General features: G+C 56.9%; 25 protein-coding genes. 8 read left to right on the top strand and 17 right to left on the bottom strand.

Annotated features, from left to right (window positions below; genetic code table 11):
- Positions 1-62: 62 nt before the first annotated feature.
- Complete coding sequence (locus AC1MEA_RS15120) at positions 63-4,688, bottom strand: NEL-type E3 ubiquitin ligase domain-containing protein (protein ID WP_480416643.1); 4,626 nt, start codon at positions 4,686-4,688, stop codon at positions 63-65.
- A gap of 216 nt (positions 4,689-4,904) precedes the next feature.
- On the opposite strand from AC1MEA_RS15120, the gene AC1MEA_RS15115 reads away from it, so the two are divergent.
- Positions 4,905-6,146 carry an MgtC/SapB family protein gene (locus tag AC1MEA_RS15115; protein ID WP_480416642.1) on the top strand — a complete coding sequence of 414 codons (1,242 nt, stop codon included), beginning with the start codon at positions 4,905-4,907 and terminating at the stop codon, positions 6,144-6,146.
- Positions 6,147-6,236: 90 nt separating this feature from the next.
- Positions 6,237-6,815 carry a DUF4337 domain-containing protein gene (locus AC1MEA_RS15110; protein WP_219061553.1) on the top strand — a complete coding sequence of 193 codons (579 nt, stop codon included), beginning with the start codon at positions 6,237-6,239 and terminating at the stop codon, positions 6,813-6,815.
- Positions 6,816-6,943: 128 nt separating this feature from the next.
- Here the strand turns inward: AC1MEA_RS15110 and AC1MEA_RS15105 are convergent, their stop codons facing one another.
- Positions 6,944-7,180, bottom strand: coding sequence for a hypothetical protein (locus AC1MEA_RS15105; protein ID WP_219061554.1), 237 nt, complete (start codon positions 7,178-7,180; stop codon positions 6,944-6,946).
- A 1,127-nt stretch (positions 7,181-8,307) separates the two neighbouring features.
- On the opposite strand from AC1MEA_RS15105, the gene AC1MEA_RS15100 reads away from it, so the two are divergent.
- From AC1MEA_RS15100 to AC1MEA_RS15080, 5 genes are all read left to right on the top strand, one after another.
- Complete coding sequence (locus AC1MEA_RS15100) at positions 8,308-9,072, top strand: COG4705 family protein (RefSeq protein ID WP_480416641.1); 765 nt, start codon at positions 8,308-8,310, stop codon at positions 9,070-9,072.
- A gap of 28 nt (positions 9,073-9,100) precedes the next feature.
- Positions 9,101-9,538 (top strand): hypothetical protein, encoded by a 438-nt coding sequence (locus AC1MEA_RS15095; RefSeq protein ID WP_201021515.1) that lies wholly within the window; start codon positions 9,101-9,103, stop codon positions 9,536-9,538.
- A 106-nt stretch (positions 9,539-9,644) separates the two neighbouring features.
- Positions 9,645-10,310 carry a response regulator gene (locus tag AC1MEA_RS15090; protein WP_480416640.1) on the top strand — a complete coding sequence of 222 codons (666 nt, stop codon included), beginning with the start codon at positions 9,645-9,647 and terminating at the stop codon, positions 10,308-10,310.
- A complete protein-coding gene (locus AC1MEA_RS15085) occupies positions 10,286-11,641 on the top strand; it encodes an ATP-binding protein (RefSeq protein WP_480416639.1) in 1,356 nt (451 codons plus the stop codon). The genes AC1MEA_RS15090 and AC1MEA_RS15085 overlap by 25 nt, the downstream gene beginning before the upstream one ends.
- Positions 11,642-11,699: 58 nt before the next feature.
- Positions 11,700-11,918, top strand: a complete 219-nt coding sequence (locus AC1MEA_RS15080) for a hypothetical protein (RefSeq protein ID WP_480416638.1) — start codon at positions 11,700-11,702, stop codon at positions 11,916-11,918.
- Between the two features lie 233 nt (positions 11,919-12,151).
- On the opposite strand, the gene AC1MEA_RS15075 is transcribed toward AC1MEA_RS15080, so the two are convergent.
- The 3 genes from AC1MEA_RS15075 to AC1MEA_RS15065 form a co-directional block, all read right to left on the bottom strand.
- Positions 12,152-13,009, bottom strand: a complete 858-nt coding sequence (locus AC1MEA_RS15075) for a class I SAM-dependent methyltransferase (RefSeq protein ID WP_480416637.1) — start codon at positions 13,007-13,009, stop codon at positions 12,152-12,154.
- Between the two features lie 132 nt (positions 13,010-13,141).
- On the bottom strand, positions 13,142-13,654 hold the full coding sequence (locus AC1MEA_RS15070) for a lysis protein (RefSeq protein WP_480416636.1): 513 nt from the start codon (positions 13,652-13,654) through the stop codon (positions 13,142-13,144).
- Complete coding sequence (locus AC1MEA_RS15065) at positions 13,651-14,094, bottom strand: structural protein P5 (RefSeq protein WP_480416635.1); 444 nt, start codon at positions 14,092-14,094, stop codon at positions 13,651-13,653. The genes AC1MEA_RS15070 and AC1MEA_RS15065 overlap by 4 nt, the downstream gene beginning before the upstream one ends.
- A gap of 261 nt (positions 14,095-14,355) precedes the next feature.
- On the opposite strand from AC1MEA_RS15065, the gene AC1MEA_RS15060 reads away from it, so the two are divergent.
- Positions 14,356-16,293: an acyltransferase family protein gene (locus AC1MEA_RS15060; protein WP_480416634.1), complete on the top strand. Its 1,938-nt coding sequence runs from the start codon at positions 14,356-14,358 to the stop codon at positions 16,291-16,293.
- Between the two features lie 88 nt (positions 16,294-16,381).
- On the opposite strand, the gene AC1MEA_RS15055 is transcribed toward AC1MEA_RS15060, so the two are convergent.
- The 12 genes from AC1MEA_RS15055 to AC1MEA_RS15000 all read right to left on the bottom strand — a co-directional run bounded on the left by AC1MEA_RS15055 (position 16,382) and on the right by AC1MEA_RS15000 (position 26,493).
- Positions 16,382-16,774 carry a tail fiber assembly protein gene (locus AC1MEA_RS15055; RefSeq protein WP_480416633.1) on the bottom strand — a complete coding sequence of 131 codons (393 nt, stop codon included), beginning with the start codon at positions 16,772-16,774 and terminating at the stop codon, positions 16,382-16,384.
- The gene (locus AC1MEA_RS15050) at positions 16,771-18,306 is read right to left on the bottom strand and encodes a hypothetical protein (RefSeq protein ID WP_480416632.1); all 1,536 of its coding nucleotides are present in this window, start codon (positions 18,304-18,306) and stop codon (positions 16,771-16,773) included. The genes AC1MEA_RS15055 and AC1MEA_RS15050 overlap by 4 nt, the downstream gene beginning before the upstream one ends.
- 8 nt (positions 18,307-18,314) lie before the next feature.
- Positions 18,315-18,911 (bottom strand): YmfQ family protein, encoded by a 597-nt coding sequence (locus AC1MEA_RS15045; RefSeq protein WP_480416631.1) that lies wholly within the window; start codon positions 18,909-18,911, stop codon positions 18,315-18,317.
- A gap of 7 nt (positions 18,912-18,918) precedes the next feature.
- Positions 18,919-20,064: a baseplate J/gp47 family protein gene (locus tag AC1MEA_RS15040; RefSeq protein ID WP_480416630.1), complete on the bottom strand. Its 1,146-nt coding sequence runs from the start codon at positions 20,062-20,064 to the stop codon at positions 18,919-18,921.
- 64 nt (positions 20,065-20,128) lie between these two features.
- Positions 20,129-20,566, bottom strand: coding sequence for a phage GP46 family protein (locus AC1MEA_RS15035; protein WP_480416629.1), 438 nt, complete (start codon positions 20,564-20,566; stop codon positions 20,129-20,131).
- Complete coding sequence (locus AC1MEA_RS15030) at positions 20,566-20,964, bottom strand: hypothetical protein (protein WP_480416628.1); 399 nt, start codon at positions 20,962-20,964, stop codon at positions 20,566-20,568. The genes AC1MEA_RS15035 and AC1MEA_RS15030 overlap by 1 nt, the downstream gene beginning before the upstream one ends.
- 7 nt (positions 20,965-20,971) lie before the next feature.
- Positions 20,972-21,544 carry a phage baseplate assembly protein domain-containing protein gene (locus AC1MEA_RS15025; protein ID WP_480416627.1) on the bottom strand — a complete coding sequence of 191 codons (573 nt, stop codon included), beginning with the start codon at positions 21,542-21,544 and terminating at the stop codon, positions 20,972-20,974.
- Positions 21,541-22,635 carry a phage baseplate assembly protein gene (locus tag AC1MEA_RS15020; RefSeq protein ID WP_480416626.1) on the bottom strand — a complete coding sequence of 365 codons (1,095 nt, stop codon included), beginning with the start codon at positions 22,633-22,635 and terminating at the stop codon, positions 21,541-21,543. The genes AC1MEA_RS15025 and AC1MEA_RS15020 overlap by 4 nt, the downstream gene beginning before the upstream one ends.
- Positions 22,636-22,644: 9 nt before the next feature.
- Entirely contained in the window at positions 22,645-24,075 is a 1,431-nt protein-coding gene (locus AC1MEA_RS15015) for a DNA circularization protein (RefSeq protein WP_480416625.1), read from the bottom strand.
- Positions 24,072-26,087, bottom strand: a complete 2,016-nt coding sequence (locus tag AC1MEA_RS15010) for a phage tail tip lysozyme (RefSeq protein ID WP_480416624.1) — start codon at positions 26,085-26,087, stop codon at positions 24,072-24,074. Before AC1MEA_RS15010 ends, AC1MEA_RS15015 begins: the two co-directional genes overlap by 4 nt.
- 5 nt (positions 26,088-26,092) lie before the next feature.
- The gene (locus AC1MEA_RS15005; protein ID WP_480416623.1) at positions 26,093-26,191 is read right to left on the bottom strand and encodes a hypothetical protein; all 99 of its coding nucleotides are present in this window, start codon (positions 26,189-26,191) and stop codon (positions 26,093-26,095) included.
- 8 nt (positions 26,192-26,199) lie between these two features.
- Positions 26,200-26,493: a phage tail assembly protein gene (locus tag AC1MEA_RS15000; RefSeq protein WP_480416622.1), complete on the bottom strand. Its 294-nt coding sequence runs from the start codon at positions 26,491-26,493 to the stop codon at positions 26,200-26,202.
- Positions 26,494-26,496 lie beyond the last annotated feature (3 nt).

Here is a 26,496-nt window from a genome sequence, read left to right as displayed (position 1 = left end):
CCCGACAGCCGAATGCACTTCGGCTGTCGGGCACTCTGCGGGAAACGATCAAATGACCGTGATCAAATGCCTTCCAACGTCCACCGCTCCAATAGGGTCAACTCGCTCAACACGCGTTTTTCTTCCTCCTCTCGCTCCTGGCGCAAGGCATTTATCTGATTGAGATACTCACCCTCCATTGCCGGGGGTGACGCTGTAAGGTCTTCGAGTCGCTCATCGAACGAAGTCAGCCTTTCCTCGAACCGAGCTGCATAGTGCTGGTGCAAGTAATCGCTCCAGAAGCGCTTTTGGATCATGGAGTCAACGTACTCAAGCGCCTGCTCGCGCTGCAAGACGGTGCCTTCGGCGCTGATGATCGCATCCTCGCTCACCCCCGCTATTCGCCTGAAATTCATGCCGTGGGGCTGTGCAGGCAAACCCAGCCGGTCAGCCAGATCCGTTCGATAAGCCAAACGTACCTCGGCTTCATCGACGAGCAATCTCATGCTCTTCCTGGTGGCGATATCTTTCTCGGCGATTGCTTCGATGGCCTCGAGACGAAACAGACTCTTGCCCAGCTTGAACAAAACGCCGCCTTTTCCTTCCTCGGGCACGTTCAACAGGGCATTTCGGCTGTAGACCTCTACCTGAACATCGCTGAACAGCAAGCGCGCACCGTCCGTGCAGGTTTCACAGCCTTGTGCCGCTCTCGCATTCAGCGTGCCTCGCAACTCAGCGTCTTCTGCCACGGCCTCCAGCACCCCAAGTACTTCAATGGTCAGTTCTTCATGGACCCGGCGGAAGTCTTCGCTGCCTTGCAATTGTTGAATCAGCGATAGCAGATAGGGGGCATCGTTGGCCTCCTCAACCCGTTGCCAGGCGAGCTCGATTCGACTGTTCAGTGAATCGTTTCCCGGTACCTGCCAGAGATGCACACCCTCCGCGGCCTGTGGATCTGGAGTCGATGGCTCCGAGTCTGAAGATTCAGGAGAGGAAAATAGACTGTCCGAAGCCTCAGAGTCCGAGGACGACGCACGCCGCGAGGGGAGCCGCCTGATGTCGCCCGGGTAATCCGCAAGCAACGAATAGCGCTGATTCCAGCCACTGTCATTGACCCATGCGGTCTGCAGATCGTCATGGGAAATCGGATTCCCATACGCCCTGACAGTCAAATGTTGGTCGCTGGAGCGTTGGTTCTGCACAATGTGATCGGGTAAATGCACGATCTGGTTATCGGATATGTCGAGTTCCTGCAGTGGAATGTCCTCGACCCACTGCGGCCATTCGGCCAACCCCATCGACTCAAGGGCCAACGTGTCCAGCCTCAACCCGCTGCTACCGACAAAACTGCCCAGTGTATTGCCCGACAGATCCAGCGTCAGCAACCGGGGCATCGCAATGAATACGTCCATGGCCTGCTGGTCAATCACCATGTCCTGACAGGCAATAGACACATAATTCAGTTGGGTGAATCCGGCCAGCCCTGGGGGTACACGTGAAAGTCCGCCGTTAGTAATAGACAGTTCTTTTAGCCCTGTAAATTTGCTCAAGAACACATCGAGTTGCCCGGCGTCAGCCGTCACATTGCTCAGGATGATTTCTTTAATTTTGCTGTAGTAATCCGGCAGATCCGGCAGATCCGAGAGGTCAGGCAAGGTAAAGGAATCGAGACTAAACGTGGTTCGCGGCTCTGGCATGACGGCTATCACATGCTCGCTGTAGCGCCAGGCACGAGAAAGTTCGTCTGCGATTCGCCCTCTTGTTTGACGTTCCAGCGCAGTCAGCAGCGGATTGGACTCCGAAATATCGACCCAGCCATCCAGTGCATTGCGCAAGGTGCCGAATGCTTGAATCTGCTCATTCAAACGCTCGCTGACCCGCGCTACATCTCGGCCGGCCAACCGGTCGATGTGGCCCGCATCAGCGCTTTCAGGATAAAACGTGCGCAGTCTTTCACTGAGTGCCTCTACGCTCTCTTGCTGATACACAACAGCCGCTGCCATCGCCCCACGCCCACTCAACGGATAGCCGATTCGGCTATTGGACAGACGGGACGGCAGAGTGAATATCTGTCTGACGCGCGATTGGCCGAGAACCCTGGCAGCTTCATCGCGCTGACCCATGGCGACCGTGGCCAGGCGTTCTTTGAACTGCCTGACGTTCCAGACGTCGGGTACGCCGATAGACTCACGGACCGAGTCAGGCAACGCCTGCATAACCGCAGTAAAAAAATCAGAAGGCGCGTGTAGCTCGTTGCCCTCGCTGTCATGAGCCTGATAAGTCTTGCCACGCTTGACCAGCGTTTTAACCTGGGACGCCGTCGGGCTGCCGACACGATTCAGCAACTGACCACTCGTGGAGCCCTGTCGGACCTCTATCGTCAGGTCCGCCAGCCAGCCCGGCAGCTTTTCAAACGAGACCAGCGCGAGCTTGAGGGTGTCTGGGTGAGCACTGCCCGAAGCAAGGAAAAACCCTTCATAGGCACGGTTCAGTTGTGTTTCCCGCACATAGACACGGGCCTGTCCTGCCAGACGCACGGGTATGCGTTGCTGTCCGGTCATCTGCGCAACTTCGGCGGCACTGGCCTCGGCTACAATCTCCTTGGCGGCTGCCGTTGTAATGCTCGGAAAGTCTCGTTTGATCACGTTGACGAGCGGATCGGCGGAGGCCTCGCTGGCCTGATACTGCGCGTTGAATACCGCGGGCAAGTCCTCGTGCGTACCGGACTGCACCAACGCCTGGTCCAGTCGAAACCGCTTTATGGTGTCAGCCAACTGTGGTGTCGGGGCCTGGTTTCCCAGGTGGATCCTGCGCAGCCGCGTTTCATCAGTCCCTGTGAGTGCCAGAATGTGCTCGGCTGTTTTTTCGGAAAGGGAATCTACCGAATGCCCCAACCGCTTGAATAGCGTTTTGATCTGCCAGCTGTGCGGGCTTTCGCCCTCGACCCGCCATGCGCCTGCGCCGTTATGTTCAAGGAGGGGCGAATACGTTTCGGTATAGACCGGGGGTTTGATCCGCCAGGCGTTGATCGCCGGATCAAGCGCTATCCGATAGAGTTTGTCGTTCAATGGCAGGTAGTCCTTGCCCTCATGAGTGACGCGCCCTTCGGCATCCGCCGCGACCCAATCAGGCAGCAGTACGTCAGATTCAAACGGCTTGAGGTCGAGCTTCCACAGGCGGCTCTGACCATTGGCCAGTTTCACTTCGATCAGCGAGTCGATAAAGGCCGAACCTTCGACGGCTGGCATTTGGGACGCCCCGCTTGCCCCCAACGCAATGATCAAGGCCGCATTAGTTGCCACACCAAAAAGGTGCGCCAGCGTTTCCTCCATTTCAGCGTGATTCCAGGCCTCGATACCTTCGAAGAACTCATTGAACAACTGCGCGCCGGCCACCACCATCATGATTTCGCCCACACCCGGAACGAAAAAAGCCGCGAGATTCAGGACACTCAAACCAATGCCCAGAAACTCATCGTAGAAGGCCAGGCTGCTCTTGAAATCCTCATCGTCGGTGCGCACCGCCAAGTAGCGCGCATCATCGAGCACTTGTTGCAGTTGCTGACGGTAAAGCGTCACGAACAGGTTACCCACCAGTGCTGTTTCACCGAAGCTCAGGGTGGCATTTTTATCCAGTGTTTGCGTCCAGACGGCTCTCGGACTGGGGAACAGTCTTTTGATCAAGGACGTATCAGCAGCGCCCTTCTGCAGAACAGGGTCTGGTGTGAAGGCGCGGTAAGGCAGCGAAGGAAAAAGCCGCGAGTTCAGGGCTTTGAAAAAAGCAGGCCGTTGCCGTTGAGTGATAAAGCGACTGAAGAACTGCTGATAATCCGCTGACCCTAAACGCTCGGTCAGCGCCTTGGCGAAATCAGCAGTTGAGGCGTACTCCTTCAATGGGTGCAGAGGGTCTCCCGGGATATACGCCACGCAGGGCAACGCCTTTCCATCCTCATGGCTTCGATCCGCGCTGATCACCACTATTTTATGGATCGGCGTCTCGAACAGGGTTAATCGTACGACACTCGCCAGTGAAGTCTCCGAGCGCTGAGCGGCCACCTGCAACATCATCTGATAGGCGCTTTCGCTGATATCCCCCTTGATGCGTGCGACAGTGATTTCCACCGATAGCGCATCCTTCTCACTGACCAGGAACAGCGCTCGACGATTAGCGCGTACCGCTGCGGGATTTTCATCCAGCCCGGTGTAGGGTTGAAATACCGAATCAAGGTGATCCTGATAAAGCTGCCCCAGGTTCAGATTGCGACAAGCACGGGCAAACTGTTCAGGGGTAATGGGCAGACGCTCTCCAGAGTGCTCATTGAGAAACACGCCAGAGCCTGTTTTGAAGCCACCATCGTTACCCTCGTGCGCTTCGAAGTTTTGCAGCGCAGCCTCCAGCAGACTGCTGCTGGACCTTCTGTAGTCGACGTTGCGGTTAAAGAACATCGCGGTGCGCACATCCACCTTCACGTTGAACCAGTCGTGCAACGCCTTGGTCAACAACGGCTCGGCGAAAGTGTCGATGCTCTGCAGTTCCTTAAGCACCTCGGCAACCCGCTTTCTCGAAAAACTACTGACTGCCATTTGCACCCGCAGGGTTTCACGCAGCGTGGGGTTTGCCTCCTTTAGCCAGGCGGGGATCTTGCTCTTGATGAAATCGAGGTTGGGTTGAACCGGTTTTTTAGCGTTTGAACGGGGTGAGACAGTCATAAAATACAACCTGCTGACATGAATAGGACTGACCACGTTATGTATTCGGAGGGTTCAACTGAGGTAAACAGTTAGCACCGACGAGGTCAGCCCTTCTGCTTTGAACAGCAAGGTGTGGATTTGCGGGCCGCCAAGGGATAAACAATGGCTTACTCTCTTAGCGGCACAACCATTGGGGTGCGTGCACAGCATCCAGCCAAAAGGAAATAACACGCTGTGGATGATTTCGACAGTATTGCCAATTTCGCCGCCGCCCTGGGCATTGGTCTATGGGTGGGGTTGGAGCGCGAGCGCAGGAAAGGCCAGGGCAAGGACCGTAGCTTTGCCGGCCTGCGGACATTCACCATTACCTCATTGCTTGGCTACGTCAGCATGCTGTTGGGTGGGGAGCTGTTGCTTGCCATTACGCTGCTTGGCGTGACCGTACTGGCGGCCATTGCCTATTTCAAAGCCCGCAGTCAGGACCCTGGCTTGACCACAGAGATTGCCCTGCTATTGGTTCTGGTGCTGGGCGGGCTGTGCTCAATCGATCCTGCTCTGGCCATTGCCTTCGGCGTCGTCCTGTCACTGTTGCTCACCTATCGTCAGGGCCTGCATCACTTTGTCCGCACGCAGTTGTCCGAGAGAGAGGTCCGTGACGGTCTGATCCTGGCCACCGCCGCGCTGGTCATAATGCCCCTTGTGCCTGATCGATTTATCGGTCCGTTCGCTGCGATCAACTTGCGCACAGTCTGGACACTCACCGTCTTGATAATGGCGGTTGGAGCCGCCGGTCATGTGGCCATGCGCTTGCTCGGCACACGCAATGGACTCGCCATCACCGGCATCGCTTCGGGCTTCGCTTCAAGCGCTGCGACCATCGCGGTCATGGGAAGTCGTGCGCGTAAAGAACCGGCACTGATGCTGCCGGCCAGCACCGCCGCCATTCTGTCCTCGCTCGCCACCCTCGTACAAATGAGCCTGGTCCTGGCCGCAGTCAGCCTCCCGACCCTCGAACTGATGTGGCTGCCCCTGTCCCTGGGATTCACGACCACCCTGGTCTATGCCCTGATATTCATTTATTTGGGGAGAAACACCGAAAGCAGTCCTGCCGATGATGTCGGTGGTGCTTTCAGCATCAAGCTGGCGCTGCTGGTCGCCGTGAGTATCGCGGGCATCTCGCTAATGTCTGCAGCGCTATTGGCCTGGTTCGGTCAAGGCGGCGTGTTTATTGCCACGGTTCTGGGTGGCTTTGCCGACACCCACGCCCCTTCTGCCTCTGTCGCCTCGTTGGTAGCCGCCGGTCAACTGCCGGCGGCCAGTGCTGTTCTGCCGATTCTAGCGGCCATGAGCAGCAATGCCTGCACAAAATGCCTGGTCGCGTGGACCAGTGGCGGGGCAACGTTTTCCCGGCACGTGATACCGGGCCAAATACTGCTGCTGTGTGCTCTGTGGGGCGGCGCTTTCATCCAGCGATGAAAAGGGGGCAAATCGCAGATCGAGACATGGCGCCTCCGTCGATCCTGCGTTTACACTTCGACACTTATCCATTCGCGTAGATCAACGTCCATGTCTGAAGGCTTCGAAGTCCCCAGCCCGCACGAACATCATCTGGAACACGTCAACAAACACGCCCATGCCAGCGGCGACAATTTCGCGGGCAAGATAGCGGTGATGACGGCGATTATGGCGACCCTCGGCGCATTGCTCAGCTATCAGGCCGGCTCCACGGAGAGCGAAGCCGCAATGGACAAGAACAACGCCGCGATCAAAAAAACCGAAGCGTCCAACCTGTGGAATTACTACCAGGCTAAATCCAGTCGGCAAAACCTTTCTGAACTGGCGATCCATATCCCCGGCCTGGATGCCGCGCATTACACCGCCGAAGCCCTGCGCTATAAAAATGAAAAAGAAACCGTGCGCAAGAACGCTGAAGCCCTTGAGACAGAGGCGCGAGCGTGGGATGAAAAGTCAGAGTTGGCACTGCATCAGCATCACCGCTGGGCGCAGGCGATGACGGCAATTCAGATCGCTATTTCGCTGGCGGCGATTACCTTGTTGACGCGCAAAGAGTGGCTCAAAAAGGTGGCGTACAGTGCGGTGGGTGTCAGCGTCGTGCTGGGCACACTGGCGTGGTTACATATTTAAGCCAGACCGGGGCCCCCTCTTGTCGTCGGCCACGGAAAAGGCCGATTCAATCATCGAGCCGTCCAGCAGGGACCCCGCCAGCAAGCACAGCTGCTGGCGGCATGAGCACTGTCATCAAGCGTTCAGTTTCAGCGACTAAGCCAAGTGAACGCGAGATTGATGCCGTGTCGCAAGGCCTCGCCAAAGGTGCGCCACTCGCCCATTTCCTCGCCGAGTTTTACGCTGTCATTGCCAGCCCTGAGCCAAATAGTAATTCCGATAGGCGCCATACTTTTTGGATCCCCCCAAATGAAGTCGATCTTTGCTTGCTCTCCGTTTGGATGGATGTAGTCCACGGGATAAGGTCTTTCCACAACCAAATGCATGGCAATCTCCTTGAGCCGGCCCCGCGCCGGAATACACAAATAGACCATGAATTGGAATCACGCCACTCAGCGAAGTCCCCCTCAGCGCCATCAGAAAACAAGCTCCATCCCGAAGCTCCGGGGCCAGAGCAGCGGAGCGTGTTGATTAATTTTCCGATGCATATGCCTCCCCATCACCTTACGTAATTTCTACGCTTTTTCTTATACCGGTATGTGCCCGGAGGCGTTGACGGCCCCGTGCTGTAGCGAGGTCGACCGGCGACAGCGAACCGCCCGACCTTGCCGGATACTCATCAATGGAAGCGTCTGGGAAAAGCCCCCAACCAAGACCACTCGGGAAGTTCTATTGAACGATCGAGCGCTGCATGTACTCGAAAAAGCACGACCACTTACGGCGGCGCGCTCTGATGATGTGTTTGCGCCGGAAGGAACGGGTGAAAGATCAGAGCACTATGTCCGTTCCAAAACAGGACCTGACCGCTATGGGTTGAGCGTGCTGCGAACACCTGGTTTGAGGTATCGCAGTGGGTATGTGCCAAGCACCCATAGCCCTGGAAGGTCCGGAACACATAGGGTTTAAGCACCATGTGCGGATTAGCTGGAGTATTAGGAAATGGGGATATAGGGGCTTTGCGGGGCAATAAACACCCCTGAAACCCCCTGAAAAAACCTCATTTGGTACAGAAAGTGGTACGAGCAAATACCCTTCCCCGGCGTCCTGCCGACCGAACACAATCTCAATCACGCGACTTGCAATACCACGACTGCGCATAAAGAAAGCAGTCAATCTCTTCCACGCTACTCAGTGCGAAATTGCACTCCACTTGATTCCCGTGTTTGCATTTGATCTGACCAACGATTGCTTCGGATTTGACCAACACGCTTCGTAGCCATGATCGGTAGAAAACTGCCGATCGGTTCCGATTCAGACAATTGCGCATGCCAGCCTCCAGAATAGGCTGCGGAAGTAATATGTAACGTTCCCAAATCCGGAGTAATGCCTTCAGCGATCTACCCGGCAAGAGAACTGCGGCAATCGTATTGCCGTCCCTCAGTCTCAGCTAAGTTTCGCTAAGTATCTTCCCCCCTGCGCAAGTTCAGCGCCGCTCAGGAGAGGCTACCCGCACATGAATCCCGAAAAATCCGGATGGCTCAACAAAGTACCCGAGGTGACGCTGTCATTCTGGGTGATCAAGATTCTGTCCACGACGGTGGGTGAAACCGGAGCGGACTTTCTGGCCGTGGATGCCGGTTTTGGCGCTGGTTGGACGAGCATCGGTATGGCCGTCTTGCTAGCGCTCGCGTTGTGTTTCCAACTGCGTACCAAGGCCTATTCACCCCGGATCTACTGGTTAACCGTGGTGCTGGTAAGCATCGTCGGGACACAGATCACGGACATCATGACCGACATGCTCGACATCAGCCTGTACACCAGCACGGTGGTCTTTGCCGTTCTGCTGACGATCAATTTCCTGGTCTGGTACCGGGTGGAGCACAACCTGTCGATCCGCGAAATCGTCACCCCGCGACGGGAGCTTTTCTACTGGACGACAGTGCTTTGCACCTTTGCTCTCGGCACAGCAGCGGGCGACCTAGCCACTGAAGCGCTGGGCCTGGGCTTCACCCTCGGCGCCGTGATTTTCGGTGGGCTGATCGCCACCACCCTGGTGGCCTGGCGCTTGGGCGGCAATGTCGTGCTTACCTTCTGGATCGCCTACATCCTTACCCGTCCGTTTGGCGCCTCCCTCGGCGACTTGCTGACCCAGGCCAAAACCTACGGCGGCCTCGGCATGGGCGCCGCCTGGACCAGCGCTATCTTCCTGTGCGTCATTGTTCTTCTGGTTGCGGTCGCGCAAATCAGCATTGGCAACCGCAAAACCGTCACTCAGTAACCCTTCAAAAGCCAATCAAGGATTTGTCATGCGTCCACTTCAAAATGTCATTCGCCACGTTGCCATCGTCTCGTCGATCTTTTTACTCAGCGTCGCCGCCGGCTGCTCGAAACCTGCGGACAAACCCGGTGCCGGCACGCCGAACACATCGGTGAGCGCATCCGCCCAGTCCGGTTCAAAACTGGGCGATCTGTCCGAGTTCCGCACCATCGCCACCGATGTCGCCGCGCTCGTCGATAAAAATGACCTGCCGGGGGCGAAAACCCGCATCAAGGATCTGGAAACGTCCTGGGACTCCGCCGAAGCTGGCATCAAACCCCGGGCTGCAAGTGACTGGCATGTGCTGGACAAAGCCATTGATAGGGCACTCGACGCCCTGCGCGCCAGCACACCGAAGCAGGGCTATTGCAAGGCTTCGATGGATGATCTGTTGAAAGCCTTCGACTCCATGAAGGGCAAGCAGTGACCGACAGCCGCACATTGCGTTGATCCGGCGACGGACAAACGCCGGCCCAGATGCTTCAATACAGGCGCGACGGTCATGATCGGCGCGCCTTTTTCTGGAGTGATAAATGCGGATATTGCTGGTCGAAGATGACCCTATGATTGGGGATGCCATTCAAGGCGCGCTGAACGATGCTAGCTACGCCGCAGACTGGGTAAAAAACGGACTCACCGCCCTTGCAGCACTGGAAACACAAGCTTATGACATGGTGCTGCTGGATCTCGGCTTGCCCGGCAAAGACGGGCTCGATGTCCTCGATGGCATTCGTGGACGCAACAACCCGGTACCGTTGCTGATCATCACCGCAAGGGATGGACTCGATGATCGCCTGCGCGGCCTCGACGGCGGCGCGGACGACTTCCTGCTCAAACCCTTCGCAATGGCAGAGTTACTGGCACGTATGCGCGCCGTTTTACGCCGCAAAGGCGGCAGTGCCCAGTCAGTGCTGGACAACGGTGTAGTGTCGCTGGATCTGCTATCCAAACAAGCGGCTACCGCCGAAACCCCCGACATTCAACTCTCCAGCCGCGAGTTCGCCCTGTTACAGGCCCTATTAATACGACCTGGTTCCATTCTCTCGCGCAGTGAGCTGGAAGACCGTATTTACGGCTGGGGTAATGAAGTGGAAAGCAATGCGGTGGAGTTTCTGATTCATGCACTGCGGCGAAAATTGGGGAACCATGTCATCAAGAATGTCAGGGGAATGGGATGGATGGTTTCAAAAAGCGCTTGAATGACTCGGTACAGGTACGTTTGTCTGTAACGTTGTCGCTGGCCATCCTGATCGTGGCGGTACTGGCAGGTTTTTTCGCTTTTGTCTCTGCGATTAAAGAGACGCACGAAATGCAGGACGAGACCTTGCGTCAAGTGGCCATCCTTTTTGATCGGCAAAAGATGACCTTTCACTATCCTATGGTTGAACAGGTAGTTGGCGACGACGAAGAGTCCAGGGTTATCGTCCAATACCTGACCGACAGCAGTAAAGCGACCGGCAGTGATGACGCAACAACACCGTTGCCCTTCCCGGCAAGACTAGCCGATGGCTTGTCGACCTTGAGCGTGGCAGGCGAAAATTTTCGCGTGCTGGTTAGAACAATGGTCGGTGGCGAACGCATCGTTGTCGCCCAAGAAGCTGACGTGCGTGAAAAAGAGGCGCGAAAGAGCGCTTGGCGTAGTCTGTTGCCGTTTCTCATTCTGTTTCCGGTGCTGTTGCTGGTGGTTAGCGATCTGATACGCAAACTGTTCCGTCCCATAGCAACCCTCTCGGACGAAATCGATCAGCGCGACGAACAGGCGTTGCATCCTATCGACGATAACCACCTGCCAACCGAGATCCGACCTTTCGTCGTGGCCATCAATCGATTGTTGACGCGCGTTGCGCAGTCCATGGAAGCCCAGCGTCGCTTCATCGCCGACGCAGCCCACGAACTGCGTTCCCCGATGACGGCCCTGTCACTACAAGCCGAGCGACTGTCAGCCATAGAAATGTCGGCGGCGGCCTATGAACGTTTTTTGCCATTGTCTCGGGGAATTGAACGCAGCAGACAATTGATCGATCAACTGCTGGCCCTGGCGGCAGCACAATCAAGCTCGGATCGATCACAGACATCAGTTTCAGTCCATGAAGTCTATCGACGGGTACTAGAGGACTTACTGCCGCTGGCAGAGCGCAAGCGCATCGATATCGGTGTTGAAAGCATCGAAGACGTACAGGTCAATATCAACGCAATGGATCTGTTAATCCTGGTCAAGAATCTGGTGGATAATGCTATCCGTTATACCCCCATTGGCGGACGAGTCGACTTGACGGTCGAGTTGGCGCAGGAAACAGTGATCCTTCAAGTCAAGGACTCAGGCCCAGGCATCAGCGCAGAAGAACAAATGCTGGTGTTCGATCCGTTCTACCGCAGTTTGGGAACCGATGAAGCAGGCTCCGGGCTGGGTTTATCGATTGTAAAGGCGATAGCCGATCGTGCGGGGGCGCACATCCGATTGAGTTTTTCGGATGAGATGAAGAAGAGCGGATTATGTGTTTCGGTCTGTTTTAAAAGAGGTAAAACGTGAAGCTTTTGTGCTGGGTTGTGAAGCGTCTCCAATATCCTGGAAACCATAACGAGCAGCTATGATTCGACTTCTGCCGGTCAAGTCCGATGCAAAAGGCTGGTCAGGTCGAATGCTAACGGGTGGGCAAGTCAGTGCAATTACCCAACTCAGCGCGAATCCACCGGTAGCCATCCCTGACAGCCTGACATCGAGCAAGGGGTTGAGCTGCTCCGGCCCGACCGGATTGCTCTTCCTGACGGTGGCTATCTCCGCATTCCGGTTCAACGCTTCGCACTGAGCTGACTGGACATAGATGTCGCCCTCCAGCGGAAAGATGGCATGAATTTTATTCCAGGGTAAAGCGGCTTCGCGTCGCCTCATCTACCGAATAAAAAAGTACATGGCGCAGCCCTATAACTGCTTATCCATACAGTTAACTTTCATTTAGACTCAACGTCAATTACAAGCATGGATAACTCGACGGAGGGCTGACCGGGTGCGGAAGACCGACCCGGTATCGGGGAGCCACGCTTAGGCTTTTCTGCCTATGACGTATACGATATCGCTCGGGAGCAGACGTAATATTGGTAGAGATGCTGCCACTACACAATAAATAAAGATTCGTGATGCAATGCTAATCTTCCCGGCATTAGAAATCCTGGTGTAAAGCCCGTGCAGGCCAAGCGTAGGAAGCGTTCCCGATTTTATAGTTACAAATCCACTCTTTGTCAGAAGCTCGGAAATATTTTTAGCGTTGAAGTAGTGAACGTGAGGTGAAGGAAGGCCCTTCTGCCATAGCCGTTCAAAAAAACTGAATTTACCTACCTTCGTGAATATTCTAGAGATTTGGTAAAAAATGCCATCGCTGCTTGGCAGATTCAATACGAGTAAGCCATCCCCATTAAGTCTCTCATGGCACGCTTTCAGTACTTCTTCTATCTTAGGTATATGCTCTACAACGTCGTTGAACACTATTACGTCGAATGCTTCCCCGGCTTCCAGTGCATCCGGAAAATATCCCTTCCTGACTGGCAATCCCTTTCCTGCTGTAACGTTGAATACTGCTTCGTCGGGCTCAATGCCAAGAACGTTGAATTGGGTTTTTGCTGCTTCTAAAAACCATCCATGAGCACAGCCAACATCGACTAGCGTTCCGCCAGAAGGCTTAAGTAAAACTATTTCTCTCAACAGCTGTCGGAAATTACCCATCCTAATTTCGCGAAGGCCAGCTTCCCTTTCAGGCTCATTAACGAGTTTGTGTGATGATGTTTCGTTAATAGAGGGCTGCAGATTGCTTTTTTCGTAGAGGCAAGCACGGCATTTGTAGTGCCACGACTGGACTCCAGCAGAAAGATTGCTGCTGCATACGGGACAAGTACTGTTAGTCATGCGCATCCAAATATCCATATTTAATGGTCGCAAACCTACTACATCACAATTACCACGTCCACGTATAACTGCGGGAGCCCAGCACGAATGGGTCGCAGCCATCTCTATATGTCCTGCCGAACGAACACATCCCTATCGACACACATTCATCACATACGACCGCAACGCCTTCAAGGCTGCTTGGTCGGCAATGATCCCGGCCCTGATGGAAAGAATAGTTGATCCAGAAGCTGGAGAGAGTTCGACGGTTCCTGCATCGCCCATGCCGGAGCTGATGGCGGTGCTGGGCACGCTGCCGCCACTGGCACTACAACTTCCCGCGATGCGCAGCCAGCGAGCACCAGAAGCAATATCAGCGCGCAGCTTGTCATTTTCAGCGAGTGCATTCGTTTTTTCCTCTGTGGCTTTCTGATCGAGAGCGGCCAGGGCCTGCTCAGCGGATTGTTGTTTGGCGAGAGCCTGGCGTGACTGGGCCGCGCCATCGTTGGCGATGCTGGTCAGATCAGTGTCGAAGGTGGACTTCTGGGTGGCGAGTTGCTTGTCGTAGCTGTTGGCCTGCCAGTTCCATGCGCCTGCTGCGCCGATCCCGATCAGGGCCAGCGCGACCACCAGAGCCCCGATGAGCTTTGCGACTTGATCGTTCATACCAATGCCCGCCGCACGCCTTCCGCAATGACTGCCGGCGCATAAGGGTTGCCGCCGTTCTCATGCTTGATGATTGCGGTCACTACCCCCAGCAAGATGCTCGGTGTGCGGATGTTGATAGGCGCGTTCGGCGTTACGCCAGCAGCATCAGCTACGGCATCAACATAAGCCTCGGTGTCGTTCTCCACGGAGGGCGCCCAACGATTGATCGTCTCGCGTACGGTGTCGATGCCATTGAGGCCGATACCGGGCATGCCATCCTTGCCGCGATAGTTGATGAGCAGCTTACCCAGTGCCCGAATTCCATTTTCAGGGCAGTCGAAACGAGCGAAGCGCTTCTCGATGGTAGGGTCGGGCGGCAATTGGCCCTGCCAGTCATTGCGTGGGTTGTAGTCGATGTTTCCGGGGTTGTTATTTCTGAGGCCGCGAGCAATGGGCATTTACTTTTCTCCAGGCAAAAAATACCCGCTCAAGGCGGGTGGGGTATTCGGTGGATAGCTAGATCAATACATCTGGCGCAAATATAAAACGCCGGCAACTGGGTCAGCGTTCGGGAGGATCTGCAGCACCTGCTGCTGGGGGATGGGAATGGTTTCACCTAAAAATTAATTTAATCGGCAATTTGGCGTTGACGGAAGATAGCCAGCGGTTAGGCTATACCCGCTTCGCAGTGAGGCAGAGCACTGGAGATTTATTAAACAATGACGTCGTTAAAGCTTGAGGATAAATTGCAGGGCGCCGCGAAACACTCGCCGATTCAATACCGTAGTGATATTGATGGGTTGCGCGCAGTTGCAGTTATTTCAGTTGTGCTCTTTCATGCATTCCCCTCGCTACTTGCTGGCGGGTTCGTCGGGGTCGACATATTCTTTGTAATCTCAGGCTTCTTAATTTCTTCGATACTTATCAAAGAACTTCAAGTAGAAAAATTCTCAATCGCAAATTTTTATTCAAGACGTATTGCCAGAATTTTCCCAGCGCTTATTACGATTATGATCGCCTGCCTCGTATTCGGCTGGTTCGCGTTGCTCGGCGATGAATACAAGTTGCTCGCCAAGCACTCAATTGCAGGAGCCGGGTTCGTTTCCAATCTAGTTCTGTGGAGCGAAACAAGCTACTTCGATGTTACTGCTGATACAAAACCGCTGCTTCATCTATGGAGTCTGGGCGTTGAGGAGCAGTTCTATTTCGTTTGGCCCCTGCTGCTGCTCGCCATATGGAGGCTGCGCTTACACCTTCCGACTGCGATTGGGCTGCTCATAGCTGTGTCTCTGGTCCTTAATATTTGCCAGTCCGTAAACGACCCTACGGCTGATTTCTACTCCCCGCAAACGCGATTCTGGGAGCTTCTGGTTGGCGCACTGCTGTCCTGCTTGGCTGAGCGCTGCAGCCCATCTGCACGCCTTGCCAACGTCATGTCCCTGGCAGGGGCGGCGCTGATTGTGCTTGGCCTTCTGACCATCACTAGTGACCATGCATTCCCTGGAGAGCTCGCGCTGATTCCGGTTTGCGGCGCAGCACTTTTGATTTCGGCGGGCGCACGCGGGGTGGTAAATCGCACGCTGCTTTCTAATCGATTGATGGTATTAGTCGGCCTAATCAGTTACCCGCTGTATCTCTGGCACTGGCCACTGCTTTCTTTTGTGCGAATAATTGAAAGCGAAACGCCAGCGATTTACGTTCGAGTACTGGCAGTAATAGCAGCCACAGCATTCGCTTGGGCAACCTATCAGTTTGTAGAAAAGCCTGTACGAGCAATAGGCTCTGGAAGCAAGACAAAAACACTGTCGCTTGTCCTCCTCATGCTCCTAACAGTAATGGCATCTATCGCTATATACGTGAATGAAGGGTTTTCTTCTCGGGTAGGCGCAACCCCTGTCGCAAAATTTTCTAACGACATAGGTAGGGACCCATACATCATATACATGAATACAAAATTCTCGAAGTGCTCCAATCAAAAGTTAAAAGAGCTTTCCTCGCTGGATCCAGTTTATGGATATAGGTGCTTTCAATCTCAGCCCAACACTCAGATCGACACCTTAATAATTGGCGACAGCCACGCCGAGCAACTTCTTCCAGGAATGGCTGACCAGCTCAAAGGAGTAAATGTCGGCGCATTCACACAGCTAGAGCTTCCGGGAGTTGACAGTCCGCAATTCACGCAAGCACTAGAGCTAATTTCCCAAGACAAGCATATCAAAACGATAATAATAAGCGCGCTATGGACCGACAAAATAAAGCCAGGAGTAAAAGACCCAGAGCTGAGCATTACGAAAACTTTGAAAATGCTGCTCGACTCCGGGAAGTCAGTATACCTATTTGGCGATATACCCGTTTTTTCGTTCAGTCCGGAAAAGTGCAAATATGGTCGCCGATTCAGCTTGAGCGATAACAACTGCGAAATGCCTTTGCAGGAACACATAAATGAAAAATCTTATTATCTTGGCATACTCATGGACTCAGTCAAGGCTGCGAGTAGGGCAAGGTTTGTACCAGTAGATCAGTTTTTCTGCAGCGAAAAAACCTGCAGTATGGCAAACAAAAACGATCTTCTGTACCGAGACTCTATACACCTAAACGTTGAAGGCTCAATGTATATAGCCAAGATGATTATTGGATCCGGAGCGCTGAAACTATAGCGTTTGAATCTCGGATTATCATGATGCGCTAGCGACATTAGTTCCGGCGCATCTTCCAAGACCGAGCGGACGGTACCTATGGAGCTTATTACCCCGGAATGTCCGGCCATGTCGGCGATTCTACCGTTAGATCTACCACCTGCACTGCTCGATAGTAGGCCTGCCACGACTTCGCCAAAGCAGTCTCATCAGTCGTGGCATTTCCCAGCTGCAAGGATAGAAGCAGAGGCGTCATGGCCTGCGTTGCAGCTGTAAGTAGCAGTGTTTGAGTTCTGGTATTGGCTGCCAAAATCTCGACAGTAGTCGGAGGTACAGCCGGAGGGGCAGAAAACGCGCCATCCGCATAGGTCCAGCCGATACTGGCGACATCCGTCTGAATGACGATACAATCGTCCGGAGGGCCCCAGGCTGCGCTGTCATCTAAAACAATGGTGTTTACTACCATGCCCGTAGAGATTTCAATCAGTGCGTAATTACTCATGCGTATTCCTCGATGATTAGAATGCCTGAAGATCCAGCAGTGCCACCCTTGGCTGCTGCCGATGGGTTGTTTGTTACGCCTGACGCACCTGGCGCGCCAAGATGTGAAGATCCTCCCGCACCAGGCGCAGTACCGCCGTTAACTGTCAGACCTGAGGCGCCAGCACTGCCGACACCATTAACAATGTTGCCTCCCGTAGCAATCGCCCCCTGAGCCCCGCCCGGAGATACGCCTGCCGAGCTGGTGGATACTGCTCCTGCGGCACCACTACCTAGACTACCCGGGGCGTTAAGTAGAGCTCCGAATGAGGTCGCACCCCCCGCACTACCGTTTGCGCCCGCCGCACCCGCAGCGCCCGCTCCGCCAACGATTACCGACTGACTAGCCCCGATTGTTGCTGCCGAAAGCCACGCATCAAAATAACTACCCGCCGCCGTGCCGCCAGACACTGCGGTCTGTGCAGCCGCGGTGGCTGCAACTCCGCCGCTACCACCAGTGCCGCCCGCCCCTCGCACCCGAGCGTTATTCATGCCGGCCGTGGGCGTGTAGGTTCCGCTCGCCGTAAACTCCTGGATATTGAGTACGCGGCCGACGGCCTGGCCGAGCTGCATCGCATGCTGGCTTTTCGTGGCCGTGGCTACCTGCTCAGCCGCGCCTGTGCAAAACAGCAGGACATAAGACCCGGCGCCCACGCTGGGATTCCACTGCACCCACGCATCACCATTGGCGAGCAGTTCGCCACCCTGAAGCGGTGTATGCGCTCCACCTACCAAGGGGGCCACGCCAAGGCCATCATTGAGCGTGCAGGCTGCGGTATTGGTGGTTTTTACCTTAATCCGCAGCGGGGCCGATTCATTACGAACCGTAAGCGCGGGCGTGAAGGCGCACACATAGGCATTGGCCACCCCAGTATCGGCGGCAAAGCTCGGGCTGCCGGATTGCAGTTGACCAATAGTGGCGGCATGGCTGGAGGCTGAGCCGGGAGCGACTTGGACGGCCCCGCCCAGCGCCTCAGTAATAATCCAGGCACCATTACCGCTGTTTACCCCCGCCTGGACCAGATAGCGCAGCACGGCGATGCCCACGGGCAGTTCGCCACCCTGAAGTGGCTGCAGACCCAAGCCATAGATCGGCTTAGCGGCCAGGCCATCCGGCGCATAAGTCGCCGCCCCGGGGTTGGCGTGCGCGATGTTGACCCACTGCGCGTAGCCGGTGGACGGAAGCGCAGTAAGCGCCGGAACGTTCACCGCCGAGTAGGCGCCGGCAATGCCAGTATCAGCAAGGATAGCGGCCTGTCGGTTCACGCCGCGAATCGCTGTAGCCAGCTGGGTGAAATTCGACTTTGACGGTGCAACGCCAGCAGCAGATAGAACCCCCAGCATCTCCATCATCAGCATGTTCATGAATTCGGCGGGCAGGATCGTCGCCGGAATATTGCTCACCGGGTTGCCATCGGTGAAAAAACCGGGCGAACCTACCGCCGTACTCGCGGGGATGACAGCAACGGCGGTTGAGTTATCAATTTGATACATCTAGGGCCTCACGAATAATGGAATTGCAAAATGGTATGGGCGGGCTTGGCTTCGGACAGCTCGCACTCCAGCACCGTGTTGCCCCAGCAGGACAAGGGCTCGCCCATGGCCGATTGCCCGGACTGGAAGTGGCTGATGGTGTTGATCGGGGCATTGATCGCCCAGGCGAAAAACCAGTCGAGGCCGCCGAGCTGCTGACCGCAGATGCTTTGCCCGCAGCGAAACGGAGCGTATTGCGTGACGGTCACGGCGTACCCCAGCCCCAGGGCAAACGCCTGAAAGAACTGGATGGATTGCCCGCCGCTGTTGGTGAAGCGGGCTAGCACCTGGTTGCGCCGACCCTGAAAGGTGGGTGACATGCCTGCGCAAGGATCGGGCAGGCCCAGAGTGGCCTCCCACTCGCCCAGAAAGTTGATCGTGGTCGCGGGGAACATGTCGCCCAGCAGGCCCACAGCGCTATCACTCAGGCGCTGGAAGGTCGGGGCGAAACAGGACACGGCCTGCGCTTGAATGCTGCTCAGATCCTTGGGCCATACGCGCCCGCGCGGGAGCAAGCCCAGCAGGGCCGAAGTAAAGTCAGCACTGGAAAACGAATATTTCGACATGGCGGCATCACCCATAAATGATGCTGCCCAGCGTCGGCAGGTAGCCGGCGGTGTTCGTCAGGTTGGCCACCGGGGCGGTGATGACAAAGCCTTTGGTCGAGGCGATGGCAGCGATGGCCGACTCGATGTCGCCTAGAGCGACAAAGGAGCCATCCGCCTGCGGTGCGCCCTGCTCGACAAACAGCTCGGCGATGGCCGCCGCAATCGCGGCGCGGACCGTGGCAGAAGCCCCGGTCAGGCCGGTGATGGTGAAGTTGATCGGCTTGGGCAGCGCCGCGCAGACGTACACCATTGCCGTCACTGGCTGGAGGCTGAACAGGCTGTTGGCCACCGTCAGTTGATCGCCAGCCGCCAGACTCGGAGCCGTCACCCGGTTATCGCTGGATGAGATCCCATTCGTGCCTTGGGGAAACCCCAGGTAGGCCGAATTGGCATCATCGAACATCACATACACGACCACGGTGCCGGTGCCGAAGCCATTCGGCGTACACCAGGCGCGGGTCACCCCCTGAACCGCCTCGGCCCAGAGCACGTAATCGTTGCTGGAGCCACCATTGGGCGTGCTTTGGTAAGCCGCCAGCATGCGGCTGAACAGCGAATCGTCTTGCTCCTGGTCCGCACCGCCGGTGATCACGGCGGTGACCGCCCCTGTCGACTGCACCCCGGGAAGCGAAGCACCCAGGGTCATCAAACTGCCGGCTGGGGTATTGCCCGCCTCACCGACCACGTCCGCACTGACCAGGACCGTAATGGTGTTCCCCGCCCCGGCCGTCGCCTGAGCCTGGACACTGAAGGTCGCCGTGTCGGCGCGCACCACTTGCGTACCAGCGGCAATCATTACCCCGGGGGTCGCCGGGAAGGTCACCGCCCCCGGTGCCGCAGGCAACACCCCAGCGGCGGTAGGGGTTTTCCGATAGACCTTTTTCAGTGCCGCCCAGGCTTCCAAAAACTCGCCGGACGCGGTGTAGGGCACCCCCTGGCGGGCGATCCAGTCCAGATAGCCGTAATTCAGATGACCGAGGCCCGCCACCGCCTTGCCCATGATCTGTAAATTGGAGAATCGCAACAGGCCGTCCGCTGTCGGCAGCCCCGAGGTGATATCAGCGGCCACCATCGACCGCAGGTCCGAGAGTGAAGGTCTTGCAAATGGCATGGCGGATAAACTCCAGGCAAAAAAATACCGCTCAAGGCGGTCGGGGTGGGGCGCGGGTTCAGCTCTATCGCCAGGCCCAGCTGAAGCTAAGCGGGATCACGCGGCCATCGCTGCGGGCAATATTGATCAGGGTGTTGAGCTGGCTGTTGCCGGCAATCGCTGTCAGCACCGTGACACTGGCGGCCACGCCATCGTCGATCAGCCATTTCAGTGCCTCTTCCATGTAGATCCGCGCGGTATTGGCGGTCTTCGTGTCCAGGCGCGAGCGATCCAGCAACCACAGGCGCGAGCCCAGAGGGATGTCCTCACCCGCGTCCCCCCACCAGCCTCGGCGATCCGTACTGCCATCCGGGGGAATATCGGACTCATCGGCCAAGCGATCCGTAAACAGGCTGAGCAGGACCGCCGTGGCCAGGTCATCGCCGCTGGCCAGGGCACCGTCACTGATCGACCAATCGCCAGTGCCGTACTCGACGAGCCAGGTGGTGCTGATATCGGTCATTACGCGGTTACCACTGGCGGAACTGCCACCACGCACTGCTCAAAGCTTGAGGCCTTGGCCGCGATGGCGGTCGACAGCGCAGACATCTGCGCCACCAGTTCCGCCAGCTGGGCGGTATAGGTGGTGCACGGCTTGGTCAGCGGGGTCAGGAAACTCGCAATAAATGAGTTGATCCAGGTAACGATTGCGCCCAGGTTAGCCGACGGGCCACTCAGCAGACTAAGCACCGGGGCTAACAGTGCCAATTGGGCCTCAATGCTCGCGATCATCGTATTGATCGAGGCATACGCATCGTTGGTCAGCGTCTGCAGATCTGCGCAACTGGCCGCGCCGTTAACCTGGTCAGTCAGCGACTGGAAGTAGCTAGTATTAACTGGTTGTGATCCCTGGGGATTCATAAGCACCTCAAACACAATTGGTGGTAATTCCGTCTTGTACCGTGACGACTTGTCCGGTCGGGGTGGAATATGAACCGGTCCAGCCAGTACCGACCTTAACCACCCCACCGACGCCATTGAGGCCGGTCACCTGCAACAACGGCGTATTGAGCTGGACCTTTTCCGAGGCGTTTATCGTCACCACCGTGGCGTTATTGACCGTGACCGGGGTGCCCTGCGCCTCGATCACGATGCCGCCATCCGCTGTCAGATAGATGCTCTTGCCCCACAGGTCGTAGAGCATGCTTTCACCACGCACCAGGTCCCGGGGGCGGCTGGGCTGATGCCCCGTCGCCACGACCACCCCTTTCGAACGATCACCGCCCAGAAACACCAGCACCACATCCGACTCATCCGGCGGCCGCGAGGTGAAGCCAAATTCCGCAATGCGCGGGGTGCCGTCGCGGGTTTCCGAATCATTGAGTTTGATCTGTAGCAACTGCGCCGATTGGCTGTCATCACTGAAGCTGACCCGGCCCCAGCCCGTGACCAGTTGCAAGCGGCGCCATAGGCGTTGCATCACCCCGTGGGCATCGTTCATGGATGCACCTGAGCGACATCGCCATACAGGCGCATGAGGTTGATAGGCTGCGGCAGGAAGGCTTCCGGGGCCATCAAGGTCAGTTCGGCCGTGGTCCCCGAGTAGGCATTGCGCATAAAGGTGACCTCACTGATCAGCAGGCTTTCGGCCCTGAACTTCAAGCGCGGCAAGGACACCGGCACCAGGGTATTGGGCTCCCACAAGGCGCCAGAGGCATCACGCCAGCTGTCGGTGGTCAGACGGATGATTCGGGACCGGCCAAACCGCCGGGCCGATTCCCATAGCGCCCGCTGCACTGCCACCTCGTTGCCCAGCCCACCCCCTTCGGAAATGATCACCATCGCCCGGTGCCGCTTGCAGTTCAGGTCATGGGTAGGGATTAGCTGGTTACCGCCCTGGCCCAGGTCGGTATAGGTGTCGATAGACTGGATATAGGTGTTGTAATCCGAATAGATCTGGTCCGCCGAAAAGTCGATATATGCACGCTCGACATTCACCCCTTCGGTAAAACCACTGGCTGCGCGCCGGGTCCCGGCCTGGGTCAGGAACAGGCTGCCATCGGCCAGGTCATAGGCCAGCACCGCCGAGAAGCGCGCCATGCGGTCGATGATTTCAAAGGCCGACTCGCCCAGCATCAGGTTGGTCTGCGGCAGGATAATCAGGTCTTTGACATCCGTCGTCACGGCAATGCCCTCCGGCACACCGTTGATCAATGGCCCATATACCGAGCCCAGCTTCTGGGCGATGCCCAGCACCGTGGTCGCGCTGATCTGCCCCCCCGACCACTCGGCGGCACAATCCACCAGGTCTGAACACTTGGACCGGCCACTGACGCGGATGGAATGATCGCCCGGGCCAATGCTCGGTACAAAGTGGTCCACATAGCCGGTAATCACCGGATCTTCACCTAGACGCACCTGGCAGGGGGCGCCGGGCTCGATGACCAGGTGCGCCAGTTCATCGGGGTACAGCTCAGTCAGGCCAATATTGAAGTCGCTGGGCAAGCGCTCAATGCCCCGCGTGACCCGAATATCTGTCCAGCCGGTGACCACCTGATCGCCTGAGGTCAGATAGAGTTCGTCGTCTTTCACGGGGTGTCCTTACTTGGCCAGCGCCTGAACGCTGATGGGCATAAACGCCGGATGAATCGGGTTGGCCTGCTGGATCAGCTCATCAGCCCGGGCGGGGTCCTGGTACAGCCGATTGGCCATGACCAGGGCCGGCAGTGGCGCCCGGAAGGAAAACGTCTCCAGCGCGGGCAGCGTGGCGCCCGTGGTGGTCAATGCACTGACCACACCCTGGCGCAGCCCGATCAAGGCCCGGTAACTGTCATCGTCCCCGGCATCGCCAGCGACCAGAATTTCCGCGTCGATGAAGCCGGTCACCGTGGTCAGGGTGCGCATGGCTTCGTCATAGGAATTGGGCACATAGGCCGCCACCACCTTGCCTATTGATGCCAGCGCAGCACGGCGCAATAGGGCCGCCGTAGCATCCTGGGCAATCCCACGGGCCACACCAATACTGCCGCTGCCATTGAAGGCGGCCGGGGTGTAGCGGGCCAACGGGGCCAGCAGGGTCAAGGCATGCCCCGGATCGGCAATCCCGGCGACCAGGGCATCCATCACGCCCTGAACCGCAGCGGTGAAGGCCAGGCCGCTGCTGGCGTCCAGATTCGCCGCTGCACTGACCAGGGTATCCAGGGCCGTATCCACTGCCGCCCGGTTGGTGGTGTTCTTGGCGATCAGATCCGCCATGGTTGCACTGCTGTTCTTGGCTTTTTTGCTGTCGATCCGGGCGTTGCTCAGGTTGCCGTCTGCGTAGCGCCCAAAGTTCCCGGTCAACAACCCGGCCAGACTGGTGATGCTGCGCACATCGCGCATGATCCGCCCCACCAGCATTTTGAACGAGGCAATCACCCCGACGACCATGCCGACAATCGCCTTGCCGAACTTGATGACCCCCTCGACCACATTGATGACCGCCGTGATCCCGCCAATGACCTTGCGCACAAAGTCCAACACCGACGACAAGCCCAGGGCCGCCGCCAGCTTATCCAGCAGGCTGCCGGTGGACGTGGTGATACTGGGAAAGATCCGGTTGCCTGACTCGATGAAGGTGAAGCTGATCTCGAAATAGCGACCCATGTCCCAGCGCTCTATAACGCTCAAGCCTTGGTCGGGGATACTGACATTCAGAGCCCCTAGCGTGGGGTGCATCAATGCACCAGGGCCTGACTGCTCTGCCGCACCCACCAATAAATCGCGCTGCGCCAGAACGTTGCCGCCGCCATAGACAAGGCTGTCCGTCACCAGAAAGCCCGTCATCCGGATGCGGCGAGTCGAGCGCCCCATGTCCTCGACAAATGGTTTATCGCGACCAGGGTATTCGTGCAGCGCCAAGCGGCGGCCGAACCGCGCCTCGCCTCCGTAGACCGCAAACGGTACACCCCGGAACGAAGCCTGGTTGAGCATTTCGGGCCATGTCTTATTGGCGTCTGTGGCGATCTGGATGATATCGGACAACAAGCTCATGCGATTGACCCCACTCCAGAATAAGCGATGCGGCTGGATGCCTGGACGTTACCCTCTGACTTCACATTGACCTTTGTGCCTTCTGGCAAGTTTTTGTGCTCGATCTCGACCTTCACCGTTCCGGTGGGACCGGCGGCTCCCGCGGCCCCATTGGCGTCAGCTGGTTTGCTGTAAGGGCCGGCCGGTGCCAGAGCAGGCAGCGTCAGTTGATTGGCTAGGGCGCCGCGTGTGGCGGCCTCTCTTGCCCTTGCTTCTTCACTTGTTCCAGGACGTAGCCATGCCCGCGACCCTACTTCGCCGGCAGACTCGGCATCGGTGGTGCCTTTTAACGCTCTGCCCGCTGCAGCCTCCTTTCCCTGGGTGAGCTCGTAGTTGGCAAATTCCAGTTGTTTCAGTCGGTCGGCTCGATCATCTGTAATTTTGAAGCCAGCCCAGCTCTCAAAGTCTTTTTGCCGATCGGGATGTAACTGAAAGATCCCGCGGGCCGTAGGCCCCGTTAATCCCCAGTCGCCCGTTGCTTTAGGATCAAGATTGCTCTCGGCAATGCCGTTGCCGACGATGCCAGCGGCCTGCTCTTTGGTCCAGCCCTGAGCCTTGAAGTAATCCATGGCGGAGGTTGAAGTGTCTTTGTCGACACCCTTCAACTTCTTCCAGGCATTGGAGGCGGCATCCAAGCCCGGGGTTTTCCCTTCGGTTGCCGAACGACCTTGTGACAACCTAATGCGCTCAACCTCTTTGTCTTCCCCATCGTTCAGCGTGGGCGAATAAAGCATCGCGGCCACGCCTGTCCCGACTGCGGCCGTACCGGCGCCAATCCAGCCCAGCAAACCTCTACTCGCTGCTGCAGCATCAGTTGCAGCGCCTGCCTCCAGCGCCGCGACTTTCCAGCCGCTGAGCAATCCCGTGAAAGCCACGATGCCGACACCGGCACGGAGCAGCGTTGCACCCAGAGAAAGTACGCTGCCGATCAAGCCGATATTCATCACGCCGACGACTACAAGCGCTGCGTTCTCCCAACCTCCCAGCCAGCCAACGACCTTTCCAATACCGTCGCCAAATTTGACGATTCCATCGCCGACGCCTTTCCAGTCGATGCTGTTGATCCACTTGGCGAAGCCTTTCGCCCACTCACCGATGTCGGTGGCGATTAACTCCCGGTTGGTCGCCAGCCATATGCCGAACTGGTCAACCAACGGTTTCATGACAGGAATAAGGTTGTCACCGATAGAGTTTTTGACCCCATCAACAGCAATGCCGAGGCCGGCCAAACTCATGGAGAATTCTTTTCCGCGCTTCACGGCGTCATCACCCATCACATAGCCCAGGCGCTTGACCATCGTTTCGTAGCGCTCGATGCCGTCCGCACCTTCCCGCAGGAATGGCAGCATTGCACCAAGACCTACGCTGTTGGCGATCAGCGCCTGAACCTGCGGGTTTGTTTCCTTGGCGATCGCGTTGGCCACCGCCTTGTATTCACCAATGACGTCGCTCGCTCCTTCCTTGGTCTTCTTCAAGCCGATACCGAGCTTGTTGAGCATCAACAGCGCTCCCTGATTACGACCCCACTGCGCATCCTGCATTGTGGTGGCCAAGCCATCCAGGCTGGCAGTAGTCGTCGACGCATCAATGCCGAGCAACTTCGCCGCACCTTGGGCGCTTTGTAGTTGACCGGCAGAAATGCCGATGCCGCGCGCGCTGTTATCGATGGACCGGCCCAGGTGAGCCCAGTTATCGGCGAGTGCCGCTATACCGGCAACGGAGCCAAGGCCAGTGATAGCGGCCATAGGGGCAACAATGTTGCCGATACTGCGTGCCGCGCTCCCGGCATCCCGCCCTATGCTGCCAAGGCTTTTACCGATTTTTTCGAAACCCAGTTCGTGGCCGAGGCTTTTGAAGGACTTGCCGACGTCTTCGAACGGACGAGTCAGGCGACCAATAGCATCGTTGACCTTGCGCACGGTCGCCGTGGCTTTATCCACCGCGCTGATCGTGATCGTGAAGCTATTGGCCACGTTGCTCACCCTTTTATTCGTAGAGCCTGATCATTCCAATACATCAGCTCGGTCAGATTCAGGGACCACGCCTCACGCGGGCCCCATCCGTAAAACTTGGTCAAGTCAGCGATCAGCTCTGGCCAGCCGCCTCCTCCTGCTGGCCAGCGGCTGTAAAAGTCTGGAAAAACTTGTCAGCCGCCATCAGGTCACGGCGCGTGATTTTTTCGACAACACCGCGCGGAATTAAGGCAATCAGACTGACCAGGGTAATTACAGTGCCGATGTTGGTGTCAGCCCGAGCGGCCTTCTCCATCTCGCCTGCAGTTGGCTCGCGAAGCTTGAGCTCTTCGTAGGTCTGAGCTGTGGCGTCTTTGCCGATGATCACCGGCTTACTCAGGGTGATGGTGATTTCGTCTTCAAACATGGA

This window comes from Pseudomonas sp. ASL8, from assembly GCF_056680355.1.
Note: the sequence above shows the minus strand (reverse complement) of the source record. Positions and strands in the feature narration are given on the sequence as shown.

Bases quoted from the DNA above. Each gene is read 5' to 3' on its own strand.
- AC1MEA_RS15120 (WP_480416643.1), bottom strand. From the start codon at position 4,688: ATGACTGTCTCACCCCGTTCAAACGCTAAAAAACCGGTTCAACCCAAC.
- AC1MEA_RS15110 (WP_219061553.1), top strand. From the start codon at position 6,237: ATGTCTGAAGGCTTCGAAGTCCCCAGCCCGCACGAACATCATCTGGAA.
- AC1MEA_RS15105 (WP_219061554.1), bottom strand. From the start codon at position 7,180: ATGCATTTGGTTGTGGAAAGACCTTATCCCGTGGACTACATCCATCCA.
- AC1MEA_RS15100 (WP_480416641.1), top strand. From the start codon at position 8,308: ATGAATCCCGAAAAATCCGGATGGCTCAACAAAGTACCCGAGGTGACG.
- AC1MEA_RS15095 (WP_201021515.1), top strand. From the start codon at position 9,101: ATGCGTCCACTTCAAAATGTCATTCGCCACGTTGCCATCGTCTCGTCG.
- AC1MEA_RS15090 (WP_480416640.1), top strand. From the start codon at position 9,645: ATGCGGATATTGCTGGTCGAAGATGACCCTATGATTGGGGATGCCATT.
- AC1MEA_RS15085 (WP_480416639.1), top strand. From the start codon at position 10,286: ATGGATGGTTTCAAAAAGCGCTTGAATGACTCGGTACAGGTACGTTTG.
- AC1MEA_RS15080 (WP_480416638.1), top strand. From the start codon at position 11,700: ATGATTCGACTTCTGCCGGTCAAGTCCGATGCAAAAGGCTGGTCAGGT.
- AC1MEA_RS15075 (WP_480416637.1), bottom strand. From the start codon at position 13,009: ATGACTAACAGTACTTGTCCCGTATGCAGCAGCAATCTTTCTGCTGGA.
- AC1MEA_RS15070 (WP_480416636.1), bottom strand. From the start codon at position 13,654: ATGAACGATCAAGTCGCAAAGCTCATCGGGGCTCTGGTGGTCGCGCTG.
- AC1MEA_RS15065 (WP_480416635.1), bottom strand. From the start codon at position 14,094: ATGCCCATTGCTCGCGGCCTCAGAAATAACAACCCCGGAAACATCGAC.
- AC1MEA_RS15060 (WP_480416634.1), top strand. From the start codon at position 14,356: ATGACGTCGTTAAAGCTTGAGGATAAATTGCAGGGCGCCGCGAAACAC.
- AC1MEA_RS15055 (WP_480416633.1), bottom strand. From the start codon at position 16,774: ATGAGTAATTACGCACTGATTGAAATCTCTACGGGCATGGTAGTAAAC.
- AC1MEA_RS15050 (WP_480416632.1), bottom strand. From the start codon at position 18,306: ATGTATCAAATTGATAACTCAACCGCCGTTGCTGTCATCCCCGCGAGT.
- AC1MEA_RS15045 (WP_480416631.1), bottom strand. From the start codon at position 18,911: ATGTCGAAATATTCGTTTTCCAGTGCTGACTTTACTTCGGCCCTGCTG.
- AC1MEA_RS15040 (WP_480416630.1), bottom strand. From the start codon at position 20,064: ATGCCATTTGCAAGACCTTCACTCTCGGACCTGCGGTCGATGGTGGCC.
- AC1MEA_RS15035 (WP_480416629.1), bottom strand. From the start codon at position 20,566: ATGACCGATATCAGCACCACCTGGCTCGTCGAGTACGGCACTGGCGAT.
- AC1MEA_RS15030 (WP_480416628.1), bottom strand. From the start codon at position 20,964: ATGAATCCCCAGGGATCACAACCAGTTAATACTAGCTACTTCCAGTCG.
- AC1MEA_RS15025 (WP_480416627.1), bottom strand. From the start codon at position 21,544: ATGAACGATGCCCACGGGGTGATGCAACGCCTATGGCGCCGCTTGCAA.
- AC1MEA_RS15015 (WP_480416625.1), bottom strand. From the start codon at position 24,075: ATGAGCTTGTTGTCCGATATCATCCAGATCGCCACAGACGCCAATAAG.
- AC1MEA_RS15000 (WP_480416622.1), bottom strand. From the start codon at position 26,493: ATGTTTGAAGACGAAATCACCATCACCCTGAGTAAGCCGGTGATCATC.